Annotated in this window: 14 protein-coding genes, 3 tRNA genes and 1 rRNA gene; 4 read left to right on the top strand and 14 right to left on the bottom strand. The window is 63.7% G+C overall.

Going from position 1 to position 16,822, the window contains the following annotated elements; genetic code table 11:
- Positions 1-9: 9 nt before the first annotated feature.
- The 4 genes from TBD_RS08865 to TBD_RS08880 form a co-directional block, all read right to left on the bottom strand.
- Positions 10-85, bottom strand: a tRNA-Ala gene (locus TBD_RS08865).
- A gap of 139 nt (positions 86-224) precedes the next feature.
- A tRNA-Ile gene (locus TBD_RS08870) sits at positions 225-301 on the bottom strand.
- A gap of 77 nt (positions 302-378) precedes the next feature.
- A 16S ribosomal RNA gene (locus tag TBD_RS08875) occupies positions 379-1,913 on the bottom strand.
- Positions 1,914-2,172: 259 nt separating this feature from the next.
- Positions 2,173-2,249 (bottom strand) — tRNA-Met (locus TBD_RS08880).
- 257 nt (positions 2,250-2,506) lie between these two features.
- On the opposite strand from TBD_RS08880, the gene TBD_RS08885 reads away from it, so the two are divergent.
- A complete protein-coding gene (locus TBD_RS08885; RefSeq protein WP_011312279.1) occupies positions 2,507-3,694 on the top strand; it encodes an iron-containing alcohol dehydrogenase in 1,188 nt (395 codons plus the stop codon).
- A 169-nt stretch (positions 3,695-3,863) separates the two neighbouring features.
- Complete coding sequence (locus tag TBD_RS08890; RefSeq protein ID WP_011312280.1) at positions 3,864-4,139, top strand: hypothetical protein; 276 nt, start codon at positions 3,864-3,866, stop codon at positions 4,137-4,139.
- A 7-nt stretch (positions 4,140-4,146) separates the two neighbouring features.
- Here the strand turns inward: TBD_RS08890 and TBD_RS08895 are convergent, their stop codons facing one another.
- Entirely contained in the window at positions 4,147-4,551 is a 405-nt protein-coding gene (locus tag TBD_RS08895; RefSeq protein WP_011312281.1) for a hypothetical protein, read from the bottom strand.
- Between the two features lie 47 nt (positions 4,552-4,598).
- The gene (locus tag TBD_RS08900; protein WP_011312282.1) at positions 4,599-6,059 is read right to left on the bottom strand and encodes a 2Fe-2S iron-sulfur cluster-binding protein; all 1,461 of its coding nucleotides are present in this window, start codon (positions 6,057-6,059) and stop codon (positions 4,599-4,601) included.
- Between the two features lie 112 nt (positions 6,060-6,171).
- On the opposite strand from TBD_RS08900, the gene recJ reads away from it, so the two are divergent.
- Both recJ and TBD_RS08910 read left to right on the top strand, forming a co-directional pair.
- Positions 6,172-7,869 carry a single-stranded-DNA-specific exonuclease RecJ gene (recJ, locus tag TBD_RS08905; RefSeq protein ID WP_011312283.1) on the top strand — a complete coding sequence of 566 codons (1,698 nt, stop codon included), beginning with the start codon at positions 6,172-6,174 and terminating at the stop codon, positions 7,867-7,869.
- Positions 7,870-8,007: 138 nt separating this feature from the next.
- The gene (locus TBD_RS08910; protein WP_041432621.1) at positions 8,008-8,601 is read left to right on the top strand and encodes a rhomboid family intramembrane serine protease; all 594 of its coding nucleotides are present in this window, start codon (positions 8,008-8,010) and stop codon (positions 8,599-8,601) included.
- Between the two features lie 42 nt (positions 8,602-8,643).
- On the opposite strand, the gene TBD_RS08915 is transcribed toward TBD_RS08910, so the two are convergent.
- The 8 genes from TBD_RS08915 to rfbB all read right to left on the bottom strand — a co-directional run bounded on the left by TBD_RS08915 (position 8,644) and on the right by rfbB (position 16,803).
- The gene (locus TBD_RS08915) at positions 8,644-9,996 is read right to left on the bottom strand and encodes a TrpB-like pyridoxal phosphate-dependent enzyme (RefSeq protein ID WP_011312285.1); all 1,353 of its coding nucleotides are present in this window, start codon (positions 9,994-9,996) and stop codon (positions 8,644-8,646) included.
- 102 nt (positions 9,997-10,098) lie between these two features.
- Positions 10,099-11,109, bottom strand: a complete 1,011-nt coding sequence (gene galE / locus TBD_RS08920; RefSeq protein ID WP_011312286.1) for a UDP-glucose 4-epimerase GalE — start codon at positions 11,107-11,109, stop codon at positions 10,099-10,101.
- 109 nt (positions 11,110-11,218) lie between these two features.
- Positions 11,219-12,202, bottom strand: coding sequence for a GDP-L-fucose synthase family protein (locus tag TBD_RS08925; protein ID WP_011312287.1), 984 nt, complete (start codon positions 12,200-12,202; stop codon positions 11,219-11,221).
- Positions 12,203-12,205: 3 nt separating this feature from the next.
- Positions 12,206-13,291: a GDP-mannose 4,6-dehydratase gene (gene gmd / locus TBD_RS08930; RefSeq protein WP_011312288.1), complete on the bottom strand. Its 1,086-nt coding sequence runs from the start codon at positions 13,289-13,291 to the stop codon at positions 12,206-12,208.
- Between the two features lie 88 nt (positions 13,292-13,379).
- Positions 13,380-14,273, bottom strand: coding sequence for a dTDP-4-dehydrorhamnose reductase (gene rfbD / locus TBD_RS08935; RefSeq protein WP_011312289.1), 894 nt, complete (start codon positions 14,271-14,273; stop codon positions 13,380-13,382).
- On the bottom strand, positions 14,270-14,812 hold the full coding sequence (gene rfbC, locus TBD_RS08940; RefSeq protein ID WP_011312290.1) for a dTDP-4-dehydrorhamnose 3,5-epimerase: 543 nt from the start codon (positions 14,810-14,812) through the stop codon (positions 14,270-14,272). Before rfbC ends, rfbD begins: the two co-directional genes overlap by 4 nt.
- Positions 14,813-14,854: 42 nt before the next feature.
- Complete coding sequence (rfbA, locus tag TBD_RS08945; protein ID WP_011312291.1) at positions 14,855-15,736, bottom strand: glucose-1-phosphate thymidylyltransferase RfbA; 882 nt, start codon at positions 15,734-15,736, stop codon at positions 14,855-14,857.
- A complete protein-coding gene (gene rfbB, locus TBD_RS08950; RefSeq protein WP_041433106.1) occupies positions 15,733-16,803 on the bottom strand; it encodes a dTDP-glucose 4,6-dehydratase in 1,071 nt (356 codons plus the stop codon). Before rfbB ends, rfbA begins: the two co-directional genes overlap by 4 nt.
- Positions 16,804-16,822 lie beyond the last annotated feature (19 nt).

Here is a 16,822-nt window from a genome sequence, read left to right on the forward strand (position 1 = left end):
CCTGGATAGTGGTGGAGGATGACGGGATCGAACCGACGACCCCCTGCTTGCAAAGCAGGTGCTCTCCCAGCTGAGCTAATCCCCCTCTGAACTTCGATAGCCTTCGCATCGCGGCGTTGCTCAACGCCTTGTGTGCACCAGCACACGGCGGCGTCTCGCGCCTTGCGCTGCTCGACTCTCAAAGTTCAGAGCCAATCAGCATCCGGCCAAGCCACCACGCTATCTGGTGGGCCTGGCTGGATTTGAACCAGCGACCCCACGCTTATCAAGCGTGTGCTCTAACCAACTGAGCTACAAGCCCGGTCTCGCCGTTCCATCCATCGAAACAGCTTCTTATCGACAACCGATAGGTGTGAGTGTTGCAGCAGCTTTCTCTAGAAAGGAGGTGATCCAGCCGCAGGTTCCCCTACGGCTACCTTGTTACGACTTCACCCCAGTCATGAAACCCAGCGTGGTAAGCGCCCTCCTTGCGGTTAGGCTACCTACTTCTGCCAGATTCCACTCCCATGGTGTGACGGGCGGTGTGTACAAGACCCGGGAACGTATTCACCGCGACATGCTGATCCGCGATTACTAGCGATTCCGACTTCATGCTCTCGAGTTGCAGAGAACAATCCGGACTACGATCGGCTTTCTGGGATTGGCTCCACCTCGCGGCTTGGCAACCCTCTGTACCGACCATTGTATGACGTGTGAAGCCCTACCCATAAGGGCCATGAGGACTTGACGTCATCCCCACCTTCCTCCGGTTTGTCACCGGCAGTCTCATTAGAGTGCCCTTGCGTAGCAACTAATGATAAGGGTTGCGCTCGTTGCGGGACTTAACCCAACATCTCACGACACGAGCTGACGACAGCCATGCAGCACCTGTGTTCCGATTCCCTTTCGGGCACTCCCGCATCTCTGCAGGATTCCGGACATGTCAAGGGTAGGTAAGGTTTTTCGCGTTGCATCGAATTAATCCACATCATCCACCGCTTGTGCGGGTCCCCGTCAATTCCTTTGAGTTTTAATCTTGCGACCGTACTCCCCAGGCGGTCAACTTCACGCGTTAGCTTCGTTACTAAGGGATTTCACTCCCCCAACAACCAGTTGACATCGTTTAGGGCGTGGACTACCAGGGTATCTAATCCTGTTTGCTACCCACGCTTTCGTACATGAGCGTCAGTGTCATCCCAGGGGGCTGCCTTCGCCATCGGTGTTCCTCCACATCTCTACGCATTTCACTGCTACACGTGGAATTCCACCCCCCTCTGACGCACTCTAGACTGCCAGTTCAAAATGCCATTCCCAGGTTAAGCCCGGGGATTTCACATCTTGCTTAACAATCCGCCTGCGCACGCTTTACGCCCAGTAATTCCGATTAACGCTCGCACCCTACGTATTACCGCGGCTGCTGGCACGTAGTTAGCCGGTGCTTCTTCTGCTGGTACCGTCATTACCCCGGGATATTCGCCCGGAGCGTTTCTTTCCAGCTGAAAGAGCTTTACAACCCGAAGGCCTTCTTCACTCACGCGGAATGGCTGGATCAGGCTTTCGCCCATTGTCCAAAATTCCCCACTGCTGCCTCCCGTAGGAGTCTGGGCCGTGTCTCAGTCCCAGTGTGGCGGATCATCCTCTCAGACCCGCTACTGATCGTCGCCTTGGTAGGCCTTTACCCCACCAACTAGCTAATCAGACGTCGGCCGCTCGAATAACGTGAGGCCTTGCGGTCCCCCACTTTCCCCCTCAGGGCGTATGCGGTATTAGCACACCTTTCGGTGCGTTATCCCCCATTACTCGGTACGTTCCGACGCATTACTCACCCGTTCGCCACTCGCCACCAGGAGCAAGCTCCCGTGCTGCCGTTCGACTTGCATGTGTAAAGCATTCCGCCAGCGTTCAATCTGAGCCAGGATCAAACTCTTCAGTTCAATCACTGCAATTACTTCAAATACTTCGGCGCTCAACTCAAACTCGAGCCGCCTCGCGACGACTCTTGATTCAAGTGTGAGCATTTATGCTAGTCGTCAGACCCGGAAAACCAGGCCCGACCGCCGCAACAACACCCACACCTATCGGCTGTAAATTGTTAAAGATCAATCGATTGCAACAACACCACTACTCAGCGTCGCCGTTTCGAGAGGTGCGCATTCTACAGAACTTACAGAATACGTCAACACTATTTCGAAATGGTTGCGGGGGCAGGATTTGAACCTACGACCTTCGGGTTATGAGCCCGACGAGCTGCCAGACTGCTCCACCCCGCGCCTGTACGCCAATGAAACTGCGTCAATCGAGAAGCGGAACTATACAAACTGTGCTTCACCCCGTCAACACCTCCGAACGCCTTTCCGTGCCCACCTCACAGAGCCGGTCATAAGCAACTGTATTTGCGAACGTTTTATCGAACGCGGCGCAGCAAGGCGACGCCGCTCCCGGGCTTTACCAGAGCACTTTTCCGAAAAAAACATCAGCCATTGAAACGAACTACCATGGACCTCTTCATTAAACCGTGAGTCTGCGAATGCACGTCACTTCTTTCTCGCTCTCCCGTCTGCCGCGTATCGAGTTCGGGGCGGGCAGTATCGGTCGACTTCCAGCGATGGTCCGGCAGTATGGGACGCGCGCCCTCCTCGTGACGGGAGGCGCCTCGTTCGAGCGGACGGCCGCCTGGCCGGCGCTGCTGGCCGGCCTGCGCGCACACGGCGTCGAATGGTCGCGCATCCGTGTGGCTGGGGAGCCTTCGCCGGATCTCATCGACCGCGCGGTGCGCGACCTCCAGTCCGAAAACGTGGAGGTGGTGATCGGGATCGGGGGCGGCAGCGCGCTCGATGCAGCCAAGGCAATTGCCGGGCTCCTCCGGACCGGGAACTCGGTCATGGATCATCTGGAGGGCGTCGGTCCGGAGTTGCCCTACACCGGCCCGGCCGTTCCCTTCATCGCGGTCCCGACCACCGCGGGTACCGGCTCCGAGGCGACCAAGAATGCGGTCTTGAGCGTGCAAGGGACGCACGGCTTCAAGAAGTCCTTCCGCGACGAGAAACTTGTCGCCGAATTCGCCGTGGTCGACCCTGACCTCCTCGCGACCTGTCCACCTGCGGTCGTCGCGGCAAACGGCATGGACGCGTTCACGCAGTTGCTCGAGTCTTTCATTTCGAGCCGGGCCGCGCCTTTTACCGACTCGATCGCCTGGGGCGGGATGAAGGCTGCGCGCGACGGCTTGCTCGCGCTGCACGCCGACCAGGGCGACGCGGCCGCTCGCGAGCGCATGGCTTACGCCGCGCTCGCATCGGGGATCACGCTCGCGCAGGCCGGCCTCGGCTCGGTGCACGGGCTGGCTGCTCCGCTCGGCGCCTTCTTCCCGATTCCGCACGGCCTCGCCTGCGGCACGCTCCTCGCGGAGGCGACGGAGATGAACCTCGGCGCGCTACGTGCCCGCGCGCCTTCGCACCCGGCCCTCGGGAAGTACGCCCAGGTCGGTCGTCTACTCGGCAAAGACGGCCGACTCGCAGATGCTGATGCCCAAAATCGCCTGGTTTCGATACTCCGCGCGTGGACCGAAACGCTCGGCTTGCCCACCCTGGGCCACTACGGCGTGACCGCCTCCGACATTCCTCGCATCGTCGCGAATAGTCGCGGAAGCAGTATGAGGACCAATCCGGTCGTTCTCGACGACGGAGAGATTGCAGGAATCCTCGAAGCTCGGATCTGAGCCGTCGCGCGCCTGATCGCAGCGTCGCCGACCCGCGCCGAGTACGCGGTTTCCGAACTCAGGACCCACGAGGACGAGCGAGAAGCGTCGCGCATTGAGGCGACAAAGCGCCGCGGGCGGCTTGCTCTGGGAGAACGAGCTACCTATAGTTTCGCTAGGAGGACGCATCATGAAACACGCCATACCGGAAACGCCCGCCGACTACGACCACACCCGGATCGTCGAACGGCCCGACGGTTGCTACTGGATCGATGCGGAGAGCGGCGACGAATACGGTCCCTTCCCCAGTATTCTCGAAGCGGTGCAGGACATGGAATACAACGCGGACAGCGATTACGAACCGGGCGAAACCATCGAAGAGGCCGAGGACGAACTCGGCATTTCGGACTGGATCGACCCCGACACCGGGGCGCCGGGCGACGAATCGCACCGACCGGTCGAATAAACCTAGCTTAGCCTCCGTTCTTGCGCGCCGCCGCGCGGGCCGCGCATTCGAAGGCATTGTCCCGATAGGGATGACCCCCGCGGGCCCAGGCCAGCAGGCTCGCCGCGGGATACAGAAAAAGCAGCAACACGCCCCACCGCTCGAATTGCCTGACGTGTTCGCGCTCGTGCGACCGCGTTGCTGTGAGCCCTTCCACAGACACTCCCAACACGACATGCCCGAGCGTGATGGCCGCGACTGGCCCGCTGAGCGGGAAACCGCGTCGCAAGAGGCAGGATGGCCACCCTCCTGCCGCTTCGAGCACGCCTTCGACCACACGCATCTCGCCGCCACTCGCGCGCGCGAGCAGCGCCACCGCAACGCCGACGAGCGTGACGGGCAGCGGCCATAGGTAGCACAGAAGACGAAGCATTCAGCGGCTCCGAGGGATCCTCGCCACCGCGCGTCGCGCGCCGACCTTCAGATGTCAGTGCTGCCGGCGAACCAGCGCTCGGCCGGCAACCCCTGATCGAGGAAGCAGGTGCGCGCCGCGTCGAGCTCTTCGCCGTTCCCGGCTGCGTAGACATCGAAACGCTGCAGGCCGGGATAGCCGCGCGCGATATCGGTGACCACCGCGGCGACGTCGTTGGAAGGCGCATGAGGGACGTACGTGAAATTGTCGATCGCGTCCGTCCAGGCACGGCACAGATTGTCCTGGTAGTGACCCGCGCCATCGGCGAGCCAATGCAGGTCCATCGACTCGACCAGTTCCAGCGACATCGCGTGCTGGATGAGGCTCTTGATCGGCGCGAAACCGGCACCGAAAGCGAGGAAAATCGTCGGTCGGCGCGACTCCTCGTCCAGCACGAATTCGCCGAACGGCCCTTCGATCTCTACCGGCACGTTGGGCTTGAGTTCGTCGAACACTACGTCGGCAAAAGCGTCGCCGGAATGGCGCGGGACGTGGACCTCGATATGGCGGTCTTCGCAGGGGCAACTCGCGATCGCGTAGCGTCCGCTTGCCGCCCCCACGGTCAAACGGATGGTTTGTCCGCCCAGATAGCGCAGACGCTGGCTGCGCGGCGCCAGAACGTGCAGGGCTGCAATCTCGGGATTGAAAACCTCGACCGCCTTCACCTTCGCCGTGAGCTGCTGGATCGGGATGTCTCGCGCCCCGGCCACGCCCGCCTCGATCACCACGTCGTTGACCGGCGCATACGCGCACATGAGGACGACGCCGGCGTCCTTTTCGCCCTGTTTGAGGACGTAGTCGTGGGCGTGGACCTTCTTCACCTCACCCGAAATCACGCGCGCCTTGCACTCGCCGCAATTGCCGTTGCTGCAGCCGTAGCTCAGCGAAATACCGTTGCGCAGCGCGCCGTCCAGCAGGGTGTCGTTGCCTTCGACCAGGAATTCATGGCCGCTGGGCTGGATCGTGACGTGGGCCGACATGATTCTGAGTATCCTTTCCCGCGCGATCGCGGCTTGTGCAATTGTCGCATCCGGCGGCACCTCGGCGAGGTTACGCAACAGGAAGGCGCGCACCGCGTGCAAGGCGTGGTGCGTCTCGGCGCTCGCGCCTTCGTCGATGTCGTCGATCTTCTGGTCGACCCAGACGAGCACGTTGGCGTAGTGCAGAAGGAGCGCCTTTGCCGCAGCGTAATCGTCGCCGAGTTCGGCGAGCCTGGCCGCGAGCACGCTCTTGTCGGGCAGCACGCGCTCGAGGACGCGCTTGCCGAAGGCCTTGTCCTTGATTTCCGCGACGCGACGAAGTTCCGCGTCGTCGTCCCATTTCACGCCGGGAAACGCACGCAACACCTCGTCCAGTTCGACCATGCCGTCGAAGGTTGCGAGCGAGCCCTTGCGGATCATTTCCTGCATGGCGTGACGCGACTGTCCGACGAGCCTGGCCACGCGCGAAACGGGGAGTAAGTGGCTCATACCGCGATGGTACCCGGTGCGCAGGCAAGACAAAAACGGCACTTCACCAGATTCTGAATCCCTGATTGAATCCTGGTTCAGTCGCGACGCGATCCACGAATACAATCCGCGTATGCCATCGATCACCACGCGCCCCTGTCCGACGGAAGTCTGCGCCGCACTCGAGCAGGCGGGGCTCGCCCCGGCCTGGGCCCGGCTCTATGCCGCCCGCGGCGTCAGCCACCCCGATCAGATCGCGCACCGTCTGCCTCAATTGCTGCCGCCGACGGCGATGCTGAATAGCGACCGCGCCGCGCGACTGCTCGCCGACGCGATCGAGGCGCACAAGAAGCTCCTCATCGTCGGCGACTACGATGCCGACGGCGCGACCGCCTGCGCGCTCGGCGTACGCGGCTTGCGCATGCTCGGCGCCCGCGTCGACTATCTCGTGCCCAACCGGCTCGAGCACGGCTACGGCCTGACGCCCGACATCGTGAGAATCGCCGCCGCGCGGCAACCCGATCTGCTGATCACCGTCGACAACGGCATTGCGGCGGTCGAGGGCGTCGCCGCGGCGAACGCGCTGGGTATTCCGGTCCTCGTGACCGACCACCACCTTCCCGGGGACGCGCTGCCCGACGCCGCCTGCATCGTCAATCCGAATCAGCCGCACTGCGCCTTCCCGTCGAAAAATCTCGCCGGTGTCGGCGTCATGTTCTACGTCCTGCTGGCGCTGCGCGCCGAACTGCGGCGGCGCGGCGCCTACGAACAGGTCGCCGAGCCCGATCTGCGCGTGCTGCTCGACCTTGTCGCGCTTGGCACGGTCGCCGACGTCGTCAGGCTCGACGCCAACAATCGCACGCTGGTCGCGCAGGGGCTCGCCCGCATGCGCGCGGGCCTCGCCTGCCCGGGCATCGCTGCACTGTTCCAGGCGGCGGGCCGCGAACCCGCACGTGCGACGGTATTCGACCTCGGCTTCATGCTCGGCCCCAGACTGAACGCCGCCGGGCGCATCGACGACATGGCGCTCGGCATCGAATGCCTGTTGGCCGACAGCCCATCGGCCGCGCAGCAGCTCGCGCAGCGCCTCGACGCGTTGAACCGGGCCCGGCGCGACGTCGAAGCAGACATGCTCGACGAAGCGCTCGCAATACTCGCGCGCTTCAGCCCGAGCGACAGCTACAGCCTCACCGCCTACCAGCCCGACTGGCACATCGGCGTCATCGGCATCCTGGCGTCGCGCCTCAAGGACAAGTTCCATCGGCCGACCGTCGTCCTGGCGGCGAGCGAGAGCGGCGAACTCAAGGGGTCGGGACGTTCGATTCCCGGCCTGCACCTGCGCGATGCACTCGATCTGGTCGACAAGCGCCATCCCGGGCTCATCCTGAAATTCGGCGGACACGCAATGGCCGCCGGCCTCAGCATCGCCGCCGGTCGCCAAGAGGAATTCGCGCACGCATTCGAAGCGGTCGTGCGCGGCCTCATCGACCCCGCCGACCTCGAGGGAGTGATAGAAACCGACGGCGAACTCGAACTCGCGGAACATCGCTACGAACTCGCGCTCGAACTCGAGCATGCCGTATGGGGCCAGGGCTTCCCGGCACCGCTGTTCACCGGCGTCTTCGACGTGGCCGCGCAGCGCGTCGTCGGCGACAAGCATCTGAAGCTGACGCTTGCGCGCGACGGCAATGCGTTCGAGGCCATGCGTTTTTTTCAGTCCGACCCGCTGCCGGAGCGCATACACGCCGTCTACGCACTGATGCCCAACGAGTTCAACGGGCGGCGCACGCTTCAGCTCAAACTCCAGCACTGGGAACCTGCAGCCCCGTGAGTGCCCTCAAACCCTGTGCCGACGATCGAGCCAGGATCGCCGCGCGACGCTGCGTCGACGGCGTCGCGGCATCCCGCGCCCCCCTTCGCCGACGCCTCAGCTCGCCCTGAACACAAGCTCACGCCGCACTTTCCCCGCATGCCGTCGATCACTTCGCTCCTGATCCTGCTGAACATCTCGGTCTACGCACTCGCGCTCCTCACCGGGCCCGACATCATCCGCGTGTTCGCACTCTGGCCGCCGGGCTCGGGCGGCGGTTTTTATCTCTGGCAACTGGTCACCTACAGTTTTCTGCACGGCTCATTGCTGCACCTGGGTTTCAACATGCTCGCCATCTGGATGTTCGGCGCTGCGCTCGAAAAGCGCTGGAACGACCTGCGGTATCTGCTGACCTACCTGCTCAGCGTGATCGTTGCCGCGATGACGCAGATCGCGGTGAGCGGCTATTTTCTGCACGCGACCGGGCCGGTGATCGGCGCGTCGGGTGGCGTGTTCGGCCTGTTGCTCGCTTACGCGCTGTATTTTCCCAATCGGGTGATCAGCGTCGTCTTCCTGCCCTTCATCCAGATTCCGGCGCGCCGCTTCGTTCTGGGCTACGGGCTGGTCGAGCTTTTTCTGGGCGTGACGAACACGGGCCAGGGCGTCGCCCACTTCGCCCACCTCGGCGGTCTCTTCGGCGGCTGGCTGGGGGTGCAGTATTTCCGCGGGCGCGGCGTATTCGGCCAACGCTGAGGGCGGCACGAGGCCGCCCTCTTGTCGGCGGAATGACAGGGCTTACGCGACCTTGGGCAGGCGCTCGAGCGCGGCCTGGATCGCCGCTTCGGGATACGCGAAATCCTCGAGCTTGCCCGCGAAATAGCTGTCGTAGGCGGCCATGTCGAAATGGCCGTGGCCCGAGAGGTTGAAAAACAGCGTCTTCGCTTCGCCGCTTTCCTTACAACGCAGGGCTTCGTCGATGCATGCCGCGATCGCGTGATTGGATTCGGGCGCTGGGACGATGCCTTCGGCGCGTGCAAAGCGTACGCCGGCCTCGAAGGTCGCAAGCTGCTGTACGGCGACCGCCTCGAGCAGCTTTTCGTGGTAAAGCTGCGAAACGAGCGCGGAGTCGCCGTGATAGCGCAGGCCACCCGCGTGGATACCCGGGGGCATGAAGTCGTGGCCGAGGGTGTACATCAGCATCATCGGCGTCAGCTTCGCCGTGTCGCCGAAGTCGTAGGCATAGTGGCCGCGCGTGAGCGTCGGGCAGGACGCCGGTTCGACCGCGACCAGGCGCACGTTTTTGCCCGCGGCCTTGTCGGCGAGAAAAGGAAAGGCGACGCCGCCGAAGTTGGACCCGCCGCCGCAGGGCGCGAAGATCATGTCGGGATAATCACCCGCCTTCTCGAATTGCTTCTTCGCCTCGAGCCCGATCACGGTCTGGTGCAGCAAGACGTGATTGAGGACCGACCCGAGCGCATAGCTCGTGTCGGCGCGCGACGCTGCGTCCTCGACCGCCTCGGAGATGGCGAGGCCGAGCGAGCCGGGGTTGTCGGCGCTTTCGGCCAGCGCCGCGCGCCCCGATGCGGTTTCCGTGCTCGGGCTCGCAAACACTTCGGCGCCCCAGGTCTGCATCATCGAGCGCCGGTAGGGTTTCTGGTTGTAACTGACCTTCACCATGTAGACGCGCACCTCGAGCCCGAACATCTGGCCCGCGAGCGCCATCGAACAACCCCATTGGCCGGCGCCGGTCTCGGTCGCGATGCGCTTGATCCCAGCCTCAGCGTTGTAATAGGCCTGCGCGACCGAGGTGTTGACCTTGTGCGAGCCGGCCGGCGAAACGCCTTCGTACTTGTAGTAGATCTTCGCCGGCGTGCCGAGCGCGGCTTCGAGCCGGTGCGCGCGGAACAAAGGTGACGGGCGCCACAGTCGATAGATCTCGCGCACCTTCTCGGGGATCGCGATCCAGCGTTCCGCCGACATCTCCTGCTCGATCAGCGATTGCGGGAAAATCGCGCTCAGGGCGTCGGGGCCCACCGGTTTTCCGTCGGGCCCCAGCGGGGGCGCCGGCGGCTTGGGCATGTCGGCGACGACGTTGTACCAGTGGCTCGGAATCTCGGACTCGTCGAGTAGAAATTTGGTCTGCGGCATGAGGTATCTCCGTGATTGTCTGCGCCGGGATCGCCCCCGGTCAGCAGATCATAGCGCGCCTGATCTCGCCTGGCCCGCATCGGCGCGCCGGGGCGGGCGTCTTCAGGCGTAGCCCTCGGGGTTGCCTTGCTGCCAGCGCCAAGCGTCCTCGCACATGCGCGGCAAATCGTATTCTGCCCGCCAGCCGAGGTCGCGCGCCGCGCACGACGGGTCGGCCCAGCACTGCGCGACATCGCCTGCGCGACGCTCGACGATGCGATAGGGGATCGCACGGCCGCTGGCCGCCTCGAATGCGCGCACCATGTCGAGCACGCTCACGCCGCGCCCGGTCCCGAGATTCCAGGTCTGCACGCCCGCCGTTTTTTGCAGTCTGCCCAAGGCCGCGACGTGGCCGCGGGCGAGATCGACGACGTGGATGTAGTCGCGCACGCCTGTGCCATCCGGCGTCGGGTAGTCGCCGCCGAATACGTTGAGATGCGGACGCCGCCCGACCGCGACCTGAGCGATGTAGGGCATGAGATTGTTGGGAATACCGCGCGGGTCCTCGCCGATCAGGCCCGACGCATGGGCGCCGACCGGATTGAAATAGCGCAGCAGCGCGATGTGCCAACCGCCGTCCGACCGCGCGATGTCGCGCAGCATCTCCTCGATGAAGAGCTTCGAGCGGCCGTAGGGATTGGTCGCCGACAGCGGAAAATCTTCGGTGATCGGCACCCGGACCGGGTCGCCGTAGACCGTCGCCGACGACGAGAACACGATTGTCTTCAGCCCGACCTCGGCCATCGTCTCGAACAGGGCGATGCTGCCGCCGATATTGTTGTCGTAGTAGCGCAAGGGATGCTCGACCGACTCGCCCACCGCCTTGAGCCCCGCGAAATGCACGACCGCATCGACCGCGTGTTCCGCGAAGAGCTTGCGAAGCGCGTGCCGATCGCGAATGTCGCCGCGCACGAAACTCACGGGCTTGCCCGCGATCCGGGCCACACGCTCGAGCGATTTTTCACTGCTGTTGGAAAGATTGTCGAACACGACGACGTCGTGTCCGGCCGCGAGGCACTCCACGGCTGTATGCGATCCGATGTAACCGGCACCGCCTGTCAAAAGAACTCTCAACTGCCTCTCCTTCTCCTGTTGCCGCCATGCGGATGTCAGTAGGCTGGGCGCCGCGCACAAACCGTCAGCCTGCGGCACGTGTCCATGGCCGGCTGTGCGGGCGCGCGAATCAGGTGCTTTCGCTAGATTTCGCGCTCAGGAAGTCCTCGTATGCACGCCGCAGTCCCGTCCCCATTTCGGTGCGCGCCTGCCAACCCATCGCGTTCAGCCGGCTCACGTCCAAGAGCTTTCGGGGCGTGCCGTCCGGCTTGCTCGCGTCGAACACGATGTCGCCGGGGTAGCCGACGACGGATTTCACCGTCTCGGCGAGTTCGCGAATCGTGAGGTCGTGGCCGACGCCGATGTTCACGAGCGGCGCCAGGCCGTCGTTGCGGTCCTGTCCGAGCAAGGGCAGGAATTCGGCGTCCGGCAGCGCCATCAAATGGGTGCAGGCGTCGGCCATGTCCTCGCTGTAGAGAAATTCGCGTCGGGGCGTGCCGCTGCCCCAAACGCTCACGCTCGGCGCGCCCGCCTGCTTGGCCTCGTGGAAGCGACGGATCAGCGCCGGGATCACGTGCGAGTTCTCGGGATGGTAGTTGTCGCCGGGCCCGTACAAATTGGTCGGCATGACGGCGAGGTACTGGGTCTTGTACTGGCGGTTGTAGGCCCAGCACATCTCGATGCCCGCGATCTTCGCCAGCGCATAGGGCCGGTTCGTCGGCTCCAGTTCCCCGTCGAGCAGGTGCGCCTCCTTCATCGGCTGGGGCGCGAACTTCGGATAAATGCAGCTCGAGCCGAGAAACAGCAGGCGTTTGACGTCGCTCTTCCAAGCCGCATGGATGACGTTGGTCTGGATCGCGAGGTTGTCGCGAATGAAGTCGGCGGGATAAGTGTCGTTGGCGTGGATGCCGCCGACCTTCGCCGCAGCGAGAAACACGTAGTCGGGCCTCTCGCTGGCAAAAAAAGCTTCGACCGCCGCCTGCTTGGTCAGGTCGAGTTCCGCGTGGGTGCGGGTGACGAAGTTGCCGTAGCCCTTGCGTTCGAGATCGCGCATCAGCGCGGAGCCGACGAGGCCGCGGTGCCCCGCCACATAAATGCGCGCGTTCTTGTCCATCGTTTATTCGTGGTAATCCATGGCTTTGTAGCCGTGCTTTTTCACCAGCTCGTCGCGCTCGGCCGCCTTGAGGTCTTCGCGCACCATTTCGGTGACGAGTTCGTCGAAGCTGATCTTCGGCGTCCAGCCGAGCTTGTCCTTGGCCTTGGCGGGATCACCAAGCAGGGTTTCGACTTCGGTCGGTCGGAAGTAGCGCGGGTCGACGGCGACGACGCAGCGGCCTTTGTCGTCGTAGCCCTTCTCGGCGACGCCCTCTCCTTCCCAGCGGATGCTCATGCCGAGTTCCTTCGCGGCGGCGTCGACGAAGTCGCGCACGCTGTACTGCACGCCGGTGGCGATGACGAAGTCCTCGGGCTTCTCCTGCTGCAGCATCAGCCACTGCATCTCGACGTAGTCCTTGGCGTGGCCCCAGTCGCGTTTGGCGTCCATGTTGCCGAGGAAGAGACAGTCCTGCAGGCCCAGTTTGATTCGGGCCAGCGCGCGCGTGATCTTGCGGGTAACAAAGGTCTCCCCACGGATCGGCGACTCGTGGTTGAAGAGGATGCCGTTGCAGGCATACATGCCGTAAGCCTCGCGGTAGTTGACCGTGATCCAGTAGGCGTAGAGCTTGGCGACCGCGTAGGGGCTGCGCGGATAGAAGGGGGTGGTCTCCTTCTGCGGGGTTTCCTGCACCAGGCCGTAGAGTTCGCTGGTGCTGGCCTGGTAGAAGCGCGTCTTTTTCTCGAGGCCGAGGATGCGGATGGCCTCGAGGATGCGCAGCGCGCCGAGCGCGTCAGAGTTGGCGGTGTACTCGGGCTCCTCGAACGAAACGGCGACGTGCGACTGCGCGGCGAGGTTGTAGATCTCGTCGGGCCGCACCTGCTGGATGATGCGGATCAGGCTCGACGAGTCGGTAAGGTCGCCGTGATGCAGGATGAAGCGGCGGTCCTTCTCGTGCGGGTCCTGGTAGAGATGGTCGATGCGGTCGGTGTTGAAAAGCGAGGTGCGGCGCTTGATGCCGTGGACCTCGTAGCCCTTGCCGAGCAGGAATTCGGCGAGATAGGCGCCGTCCTGGCCGGTCACGCCGGTGATGAGGGCTTTCTTGATCATGTTCCTGGGCTCACGACAATCACGAAGTCCGCAATTGTCCTATTTTTTTCGGACGACCGTCATTCTTTCGCCGCGGCGCCGAGGCGCGTCAGGCGGCGGATTTGCCGAGACACAGCGCGAGCGCGACGCGCCAGTCGGGCAGGCGCAAGCCGAAAACGCGCGCGAGCTTGTCGCTGTCGAGCCGGGAATTGAGCGGCCGCCGTGCTGGCGTCGGGTAGTCGCTACTCGGGATCGGCAGCAGCCGCGCATGCGCCGCGGGCCCCTCGCCCTCGAGGCGCTGGATCGCTTCGGCAAAACCGTGCCACGACGTCTCGCCGCCGTTGGCAGCGTGGTAGACGCCCCAGGGCGCCGGATCGGTCAATCGGGTTTGGGGCGCGCACAGCTGGCTCAGAATCTGCGCCGTCGCCTCGGCGAGATCGCGACACCAGGTCGGGGCGCCCATCTGATCGGCGACGATCTTGAGTTCCGGCCGTTCGCGCATGAGGCGCGTCATCGTCAGCAGGAAGTTGCTGCCTCGCGCGCCGTACACCCACGATGTGCGGAAGATCAGGTGGCGACAGCCACTCTCCTGGATCGCACGCTCACCCTCGAGCTTCGTCGCGCCATACACGTTGAGCGGGTCGCAAGGGTCGTCTTCGCGCCACGGCCGGCTGCCGCTGCCGTTGAACACGTAGTCTGTCGAGTAATGGACGAGCAGGGCATCGAGCCGGTGCGCTTCCTCGGCGAGCAGAGCGGGCGCCACGACGTTCACGGCACGCGCCAGTTCGGGTTCGCTTTCCGCCTTGTCGACCGCGGTATAGGCAGCCGGATTGACGATGATCCGCGGGGCGAGCGCACGCACCGTCTCGCGCACCTGCCGCGGATCTGCGAGGTTCAGCGCGCTCGAATCGAGGGCGACGACCTCGCCGAGGGAGCCCAGCGTGCGCTGCAACTCCCAGCCGACCTGGCCGTTCGGCCCGGTGAGCAGAATGCGCGGCCTCACGCGTAGACCTCGGCGTCCTTGAGAAAGGGCAAGACCTGGTCCTTGGCCGAGAGGGTCGGCGAGCCGCTCCATGGCCACTCGATGCCGATTTCGGGATCGTTCCAGCACACGCCCCGGTCCCACTCAGGCGCGTAATACGCGGTCGTCTTGTAAAGAAAGTCTGCGCTCTCGGACAACACCAGAAAGCCATGGGCGAAGCCGGGCGGAATCCACAGCATTCTCTGATTTTCGGCCGACAGCTCGTAACCCACCCAGCGGCCGAAATTCGGCGACGCGCGCCTCAGATCGACCGCGACGTCGAAAACCGAGCCGTTCACGACACGCACGAGCTTGCCCTGCGGATCCTTGATCTGGTAATGCAGGCCGCGCAGCACGCCGCGCGCCGACCGCGAATGGTTGTCCTGCACGAAGTCGACGTCCAGGCCCAGCGCGGAAAACGTCTTGCGATTCCAGCTCTCGAGAAAGAAGCCACGGGCGTCGCCGAAGACCTTGGGCTCGAGCAAGAGGACTTCCGGAAGCGAGGTCTTGACGACGTTCATGCCGCTCTCCCGAGGACGGATGAAACGGAGTGGGGGCACACGCTAGAAGACATGCTCGTCCAGAATTTCCAGCAGGTACCTTCCGTAGCCGTTCTTCTTCATCGGCGCGGCCAGCTTCGCGAGTTGTTCGGCGTCGATGTAGCGCTTGCGGTACGCAATCTCTTCCGGGCAGGCGATCTTGAGCCCCTGGCGCTTCTCGATCGTCTCGATGAAGAGCGAGGCCTCGAGCATCGATTCGTGGGTGCCCGTGTCGAGCCAGGCGTGGCCGCGGCCCATGATCGAGACCTTGAGCTCGCCCGCTTCGAGGTAGTGGCGGTTGACGTCAGTGATTTCCAGTTCGCCGCGCGCCGAGGGCTTGAGATTGCGCGCGATGTCGACGACCTGGCTGTCGTAGAAATAGAGGCCGGTGACGGCGTAATGCGACTTCGGCTGCGCGGGCTTTTCTTCCAGGCTGATCGCGTTTCCTGCGTCGTCGAATTCAACCACGCCGTAACGTTCCGGATCGTGCACGCGATACGCGAAGACCGTTGCGCCGGTGTCCCTGACGCTGGCCGACCCGAGATCGTCGGTCATCTCGTGGCCGTAGAAGATATTGTCGCCGAGCACGAGGGCACTCGGCCCGTTGCCGACGAAGTCCGCGCCGATCACGAAGGCCTGCGCGAGCCCCTCGGGCTTGGCCTGGACCGCATACTGCAGATTGATGCCCCACTGACTGCCGTCGCCGAGCAACTGCTCGAAGCGTGGCGTGTCCTGCGGGGTCGAGATGACGAGAATGTCCTGAATCCCCGCCAGCATCAGCGTCGTGAGCGGGTAATAGATCATCGGCTTGTCGTAAATCGGCAGCAGCTGCTTCGAGACTGCCAGGGTCGCCGGATAGAGGCGGGTACCGGAACCGCCGGCGAGGATGATGCCCTTGCGCTTCATGCCTGAACTCTTTCTGAATAATTCGTTTCGACCCAATTGCGATACGCGCCGCTCGCGACGTGTTCGACCCAGGCCATGTTGTCGAGGTACCAGCGCACCGTCTTGCGGATCCCGGTTTCGAAGGTCTCGGCCGGCCGCCAGCCGAGTTCGCGGTCGATCTTGCTCGCGTCGATCGCGTAGCGCCGGTCGTGTCCCGGGCGATCGGTCACATAGGTGATCAAGCGCGCGTACGGGCCCGCCGGATCGGGCCGCATCTCGTCGAGCAGCGCGCACACCGTCTTGACGATCTCGATGTTCGGCATCTCGTTCCAGCCGCCGATATTGTACGTTTCGCCCGGTCGGCCCTTTTCGAGCGCCGCGCGGATCGCCGTGCAATGGTCCCCGACATACAGCCAGTCGCGCACGTTCATGCCGTCGCCGTAGATCGGCAGGGGCTTGCCCTGCACGGCATTGAGCACGATCAGCGGAATGAGTTTTTCGGGGAATTGGTAGGGACCGTAGTTGTTGGAGCAGTTGGTCGTCAGCACCGGCAGCCCGTAGGTGTGGTGATAGGCGCGCACGAGATGATCGGACGACGCCTTGCTCGCCGAGTAAGGGCTGTTGGGCGCGAACGGCGTCTGCTCGGTGAAGGGCGCGTCTGTCGGGCCGAGCGAGCCGTAGACTTCGTCGGTCGACACGTGCAGAAAGCGGAACGCCGCCTTCTCCTCCTCGGGAAGACTCACCCAGTAGGCCCGCGCCTCGTCGAGCAGATGGAAGGTGCCGACGACGTTGGTCTGGATGAAATCTTCCGGGCCGTGGATCGAACGGTCGACGTGCGACTCGGCGGCGAAGTTGACGATCGCGCGCGGGCGGTGTTCGCTGAGCAATTTGCCGACCAGTCCACGGTCGCCGATGTCGCCCTGCACGAAGATGTGGCGCGGGTCGCCCTGCAGCGCCGCGAGGTTTTCCGGATTGCCCGCATAGGTGAGCTTGTCCAGATCGAGCACCGGCTCGTCGTTTGCGCGAAGCCAGTCGAGAACAAAATTTGCGCCGATGAAACCGGCGCCCCCCGTAACCAATATCACGATGATCTTCCTTGAAAAAATA

This window comes from Thiobacillus denitrificans ATCC 25259, assembly GCF_000012745.1.
GTDB lineage: Bacteria > Pseudomonadota > Gammaproteobacteria > Burkholderiales > Thiobacillaceae > Thiobacillus > Thiobacillus denitrificans_B.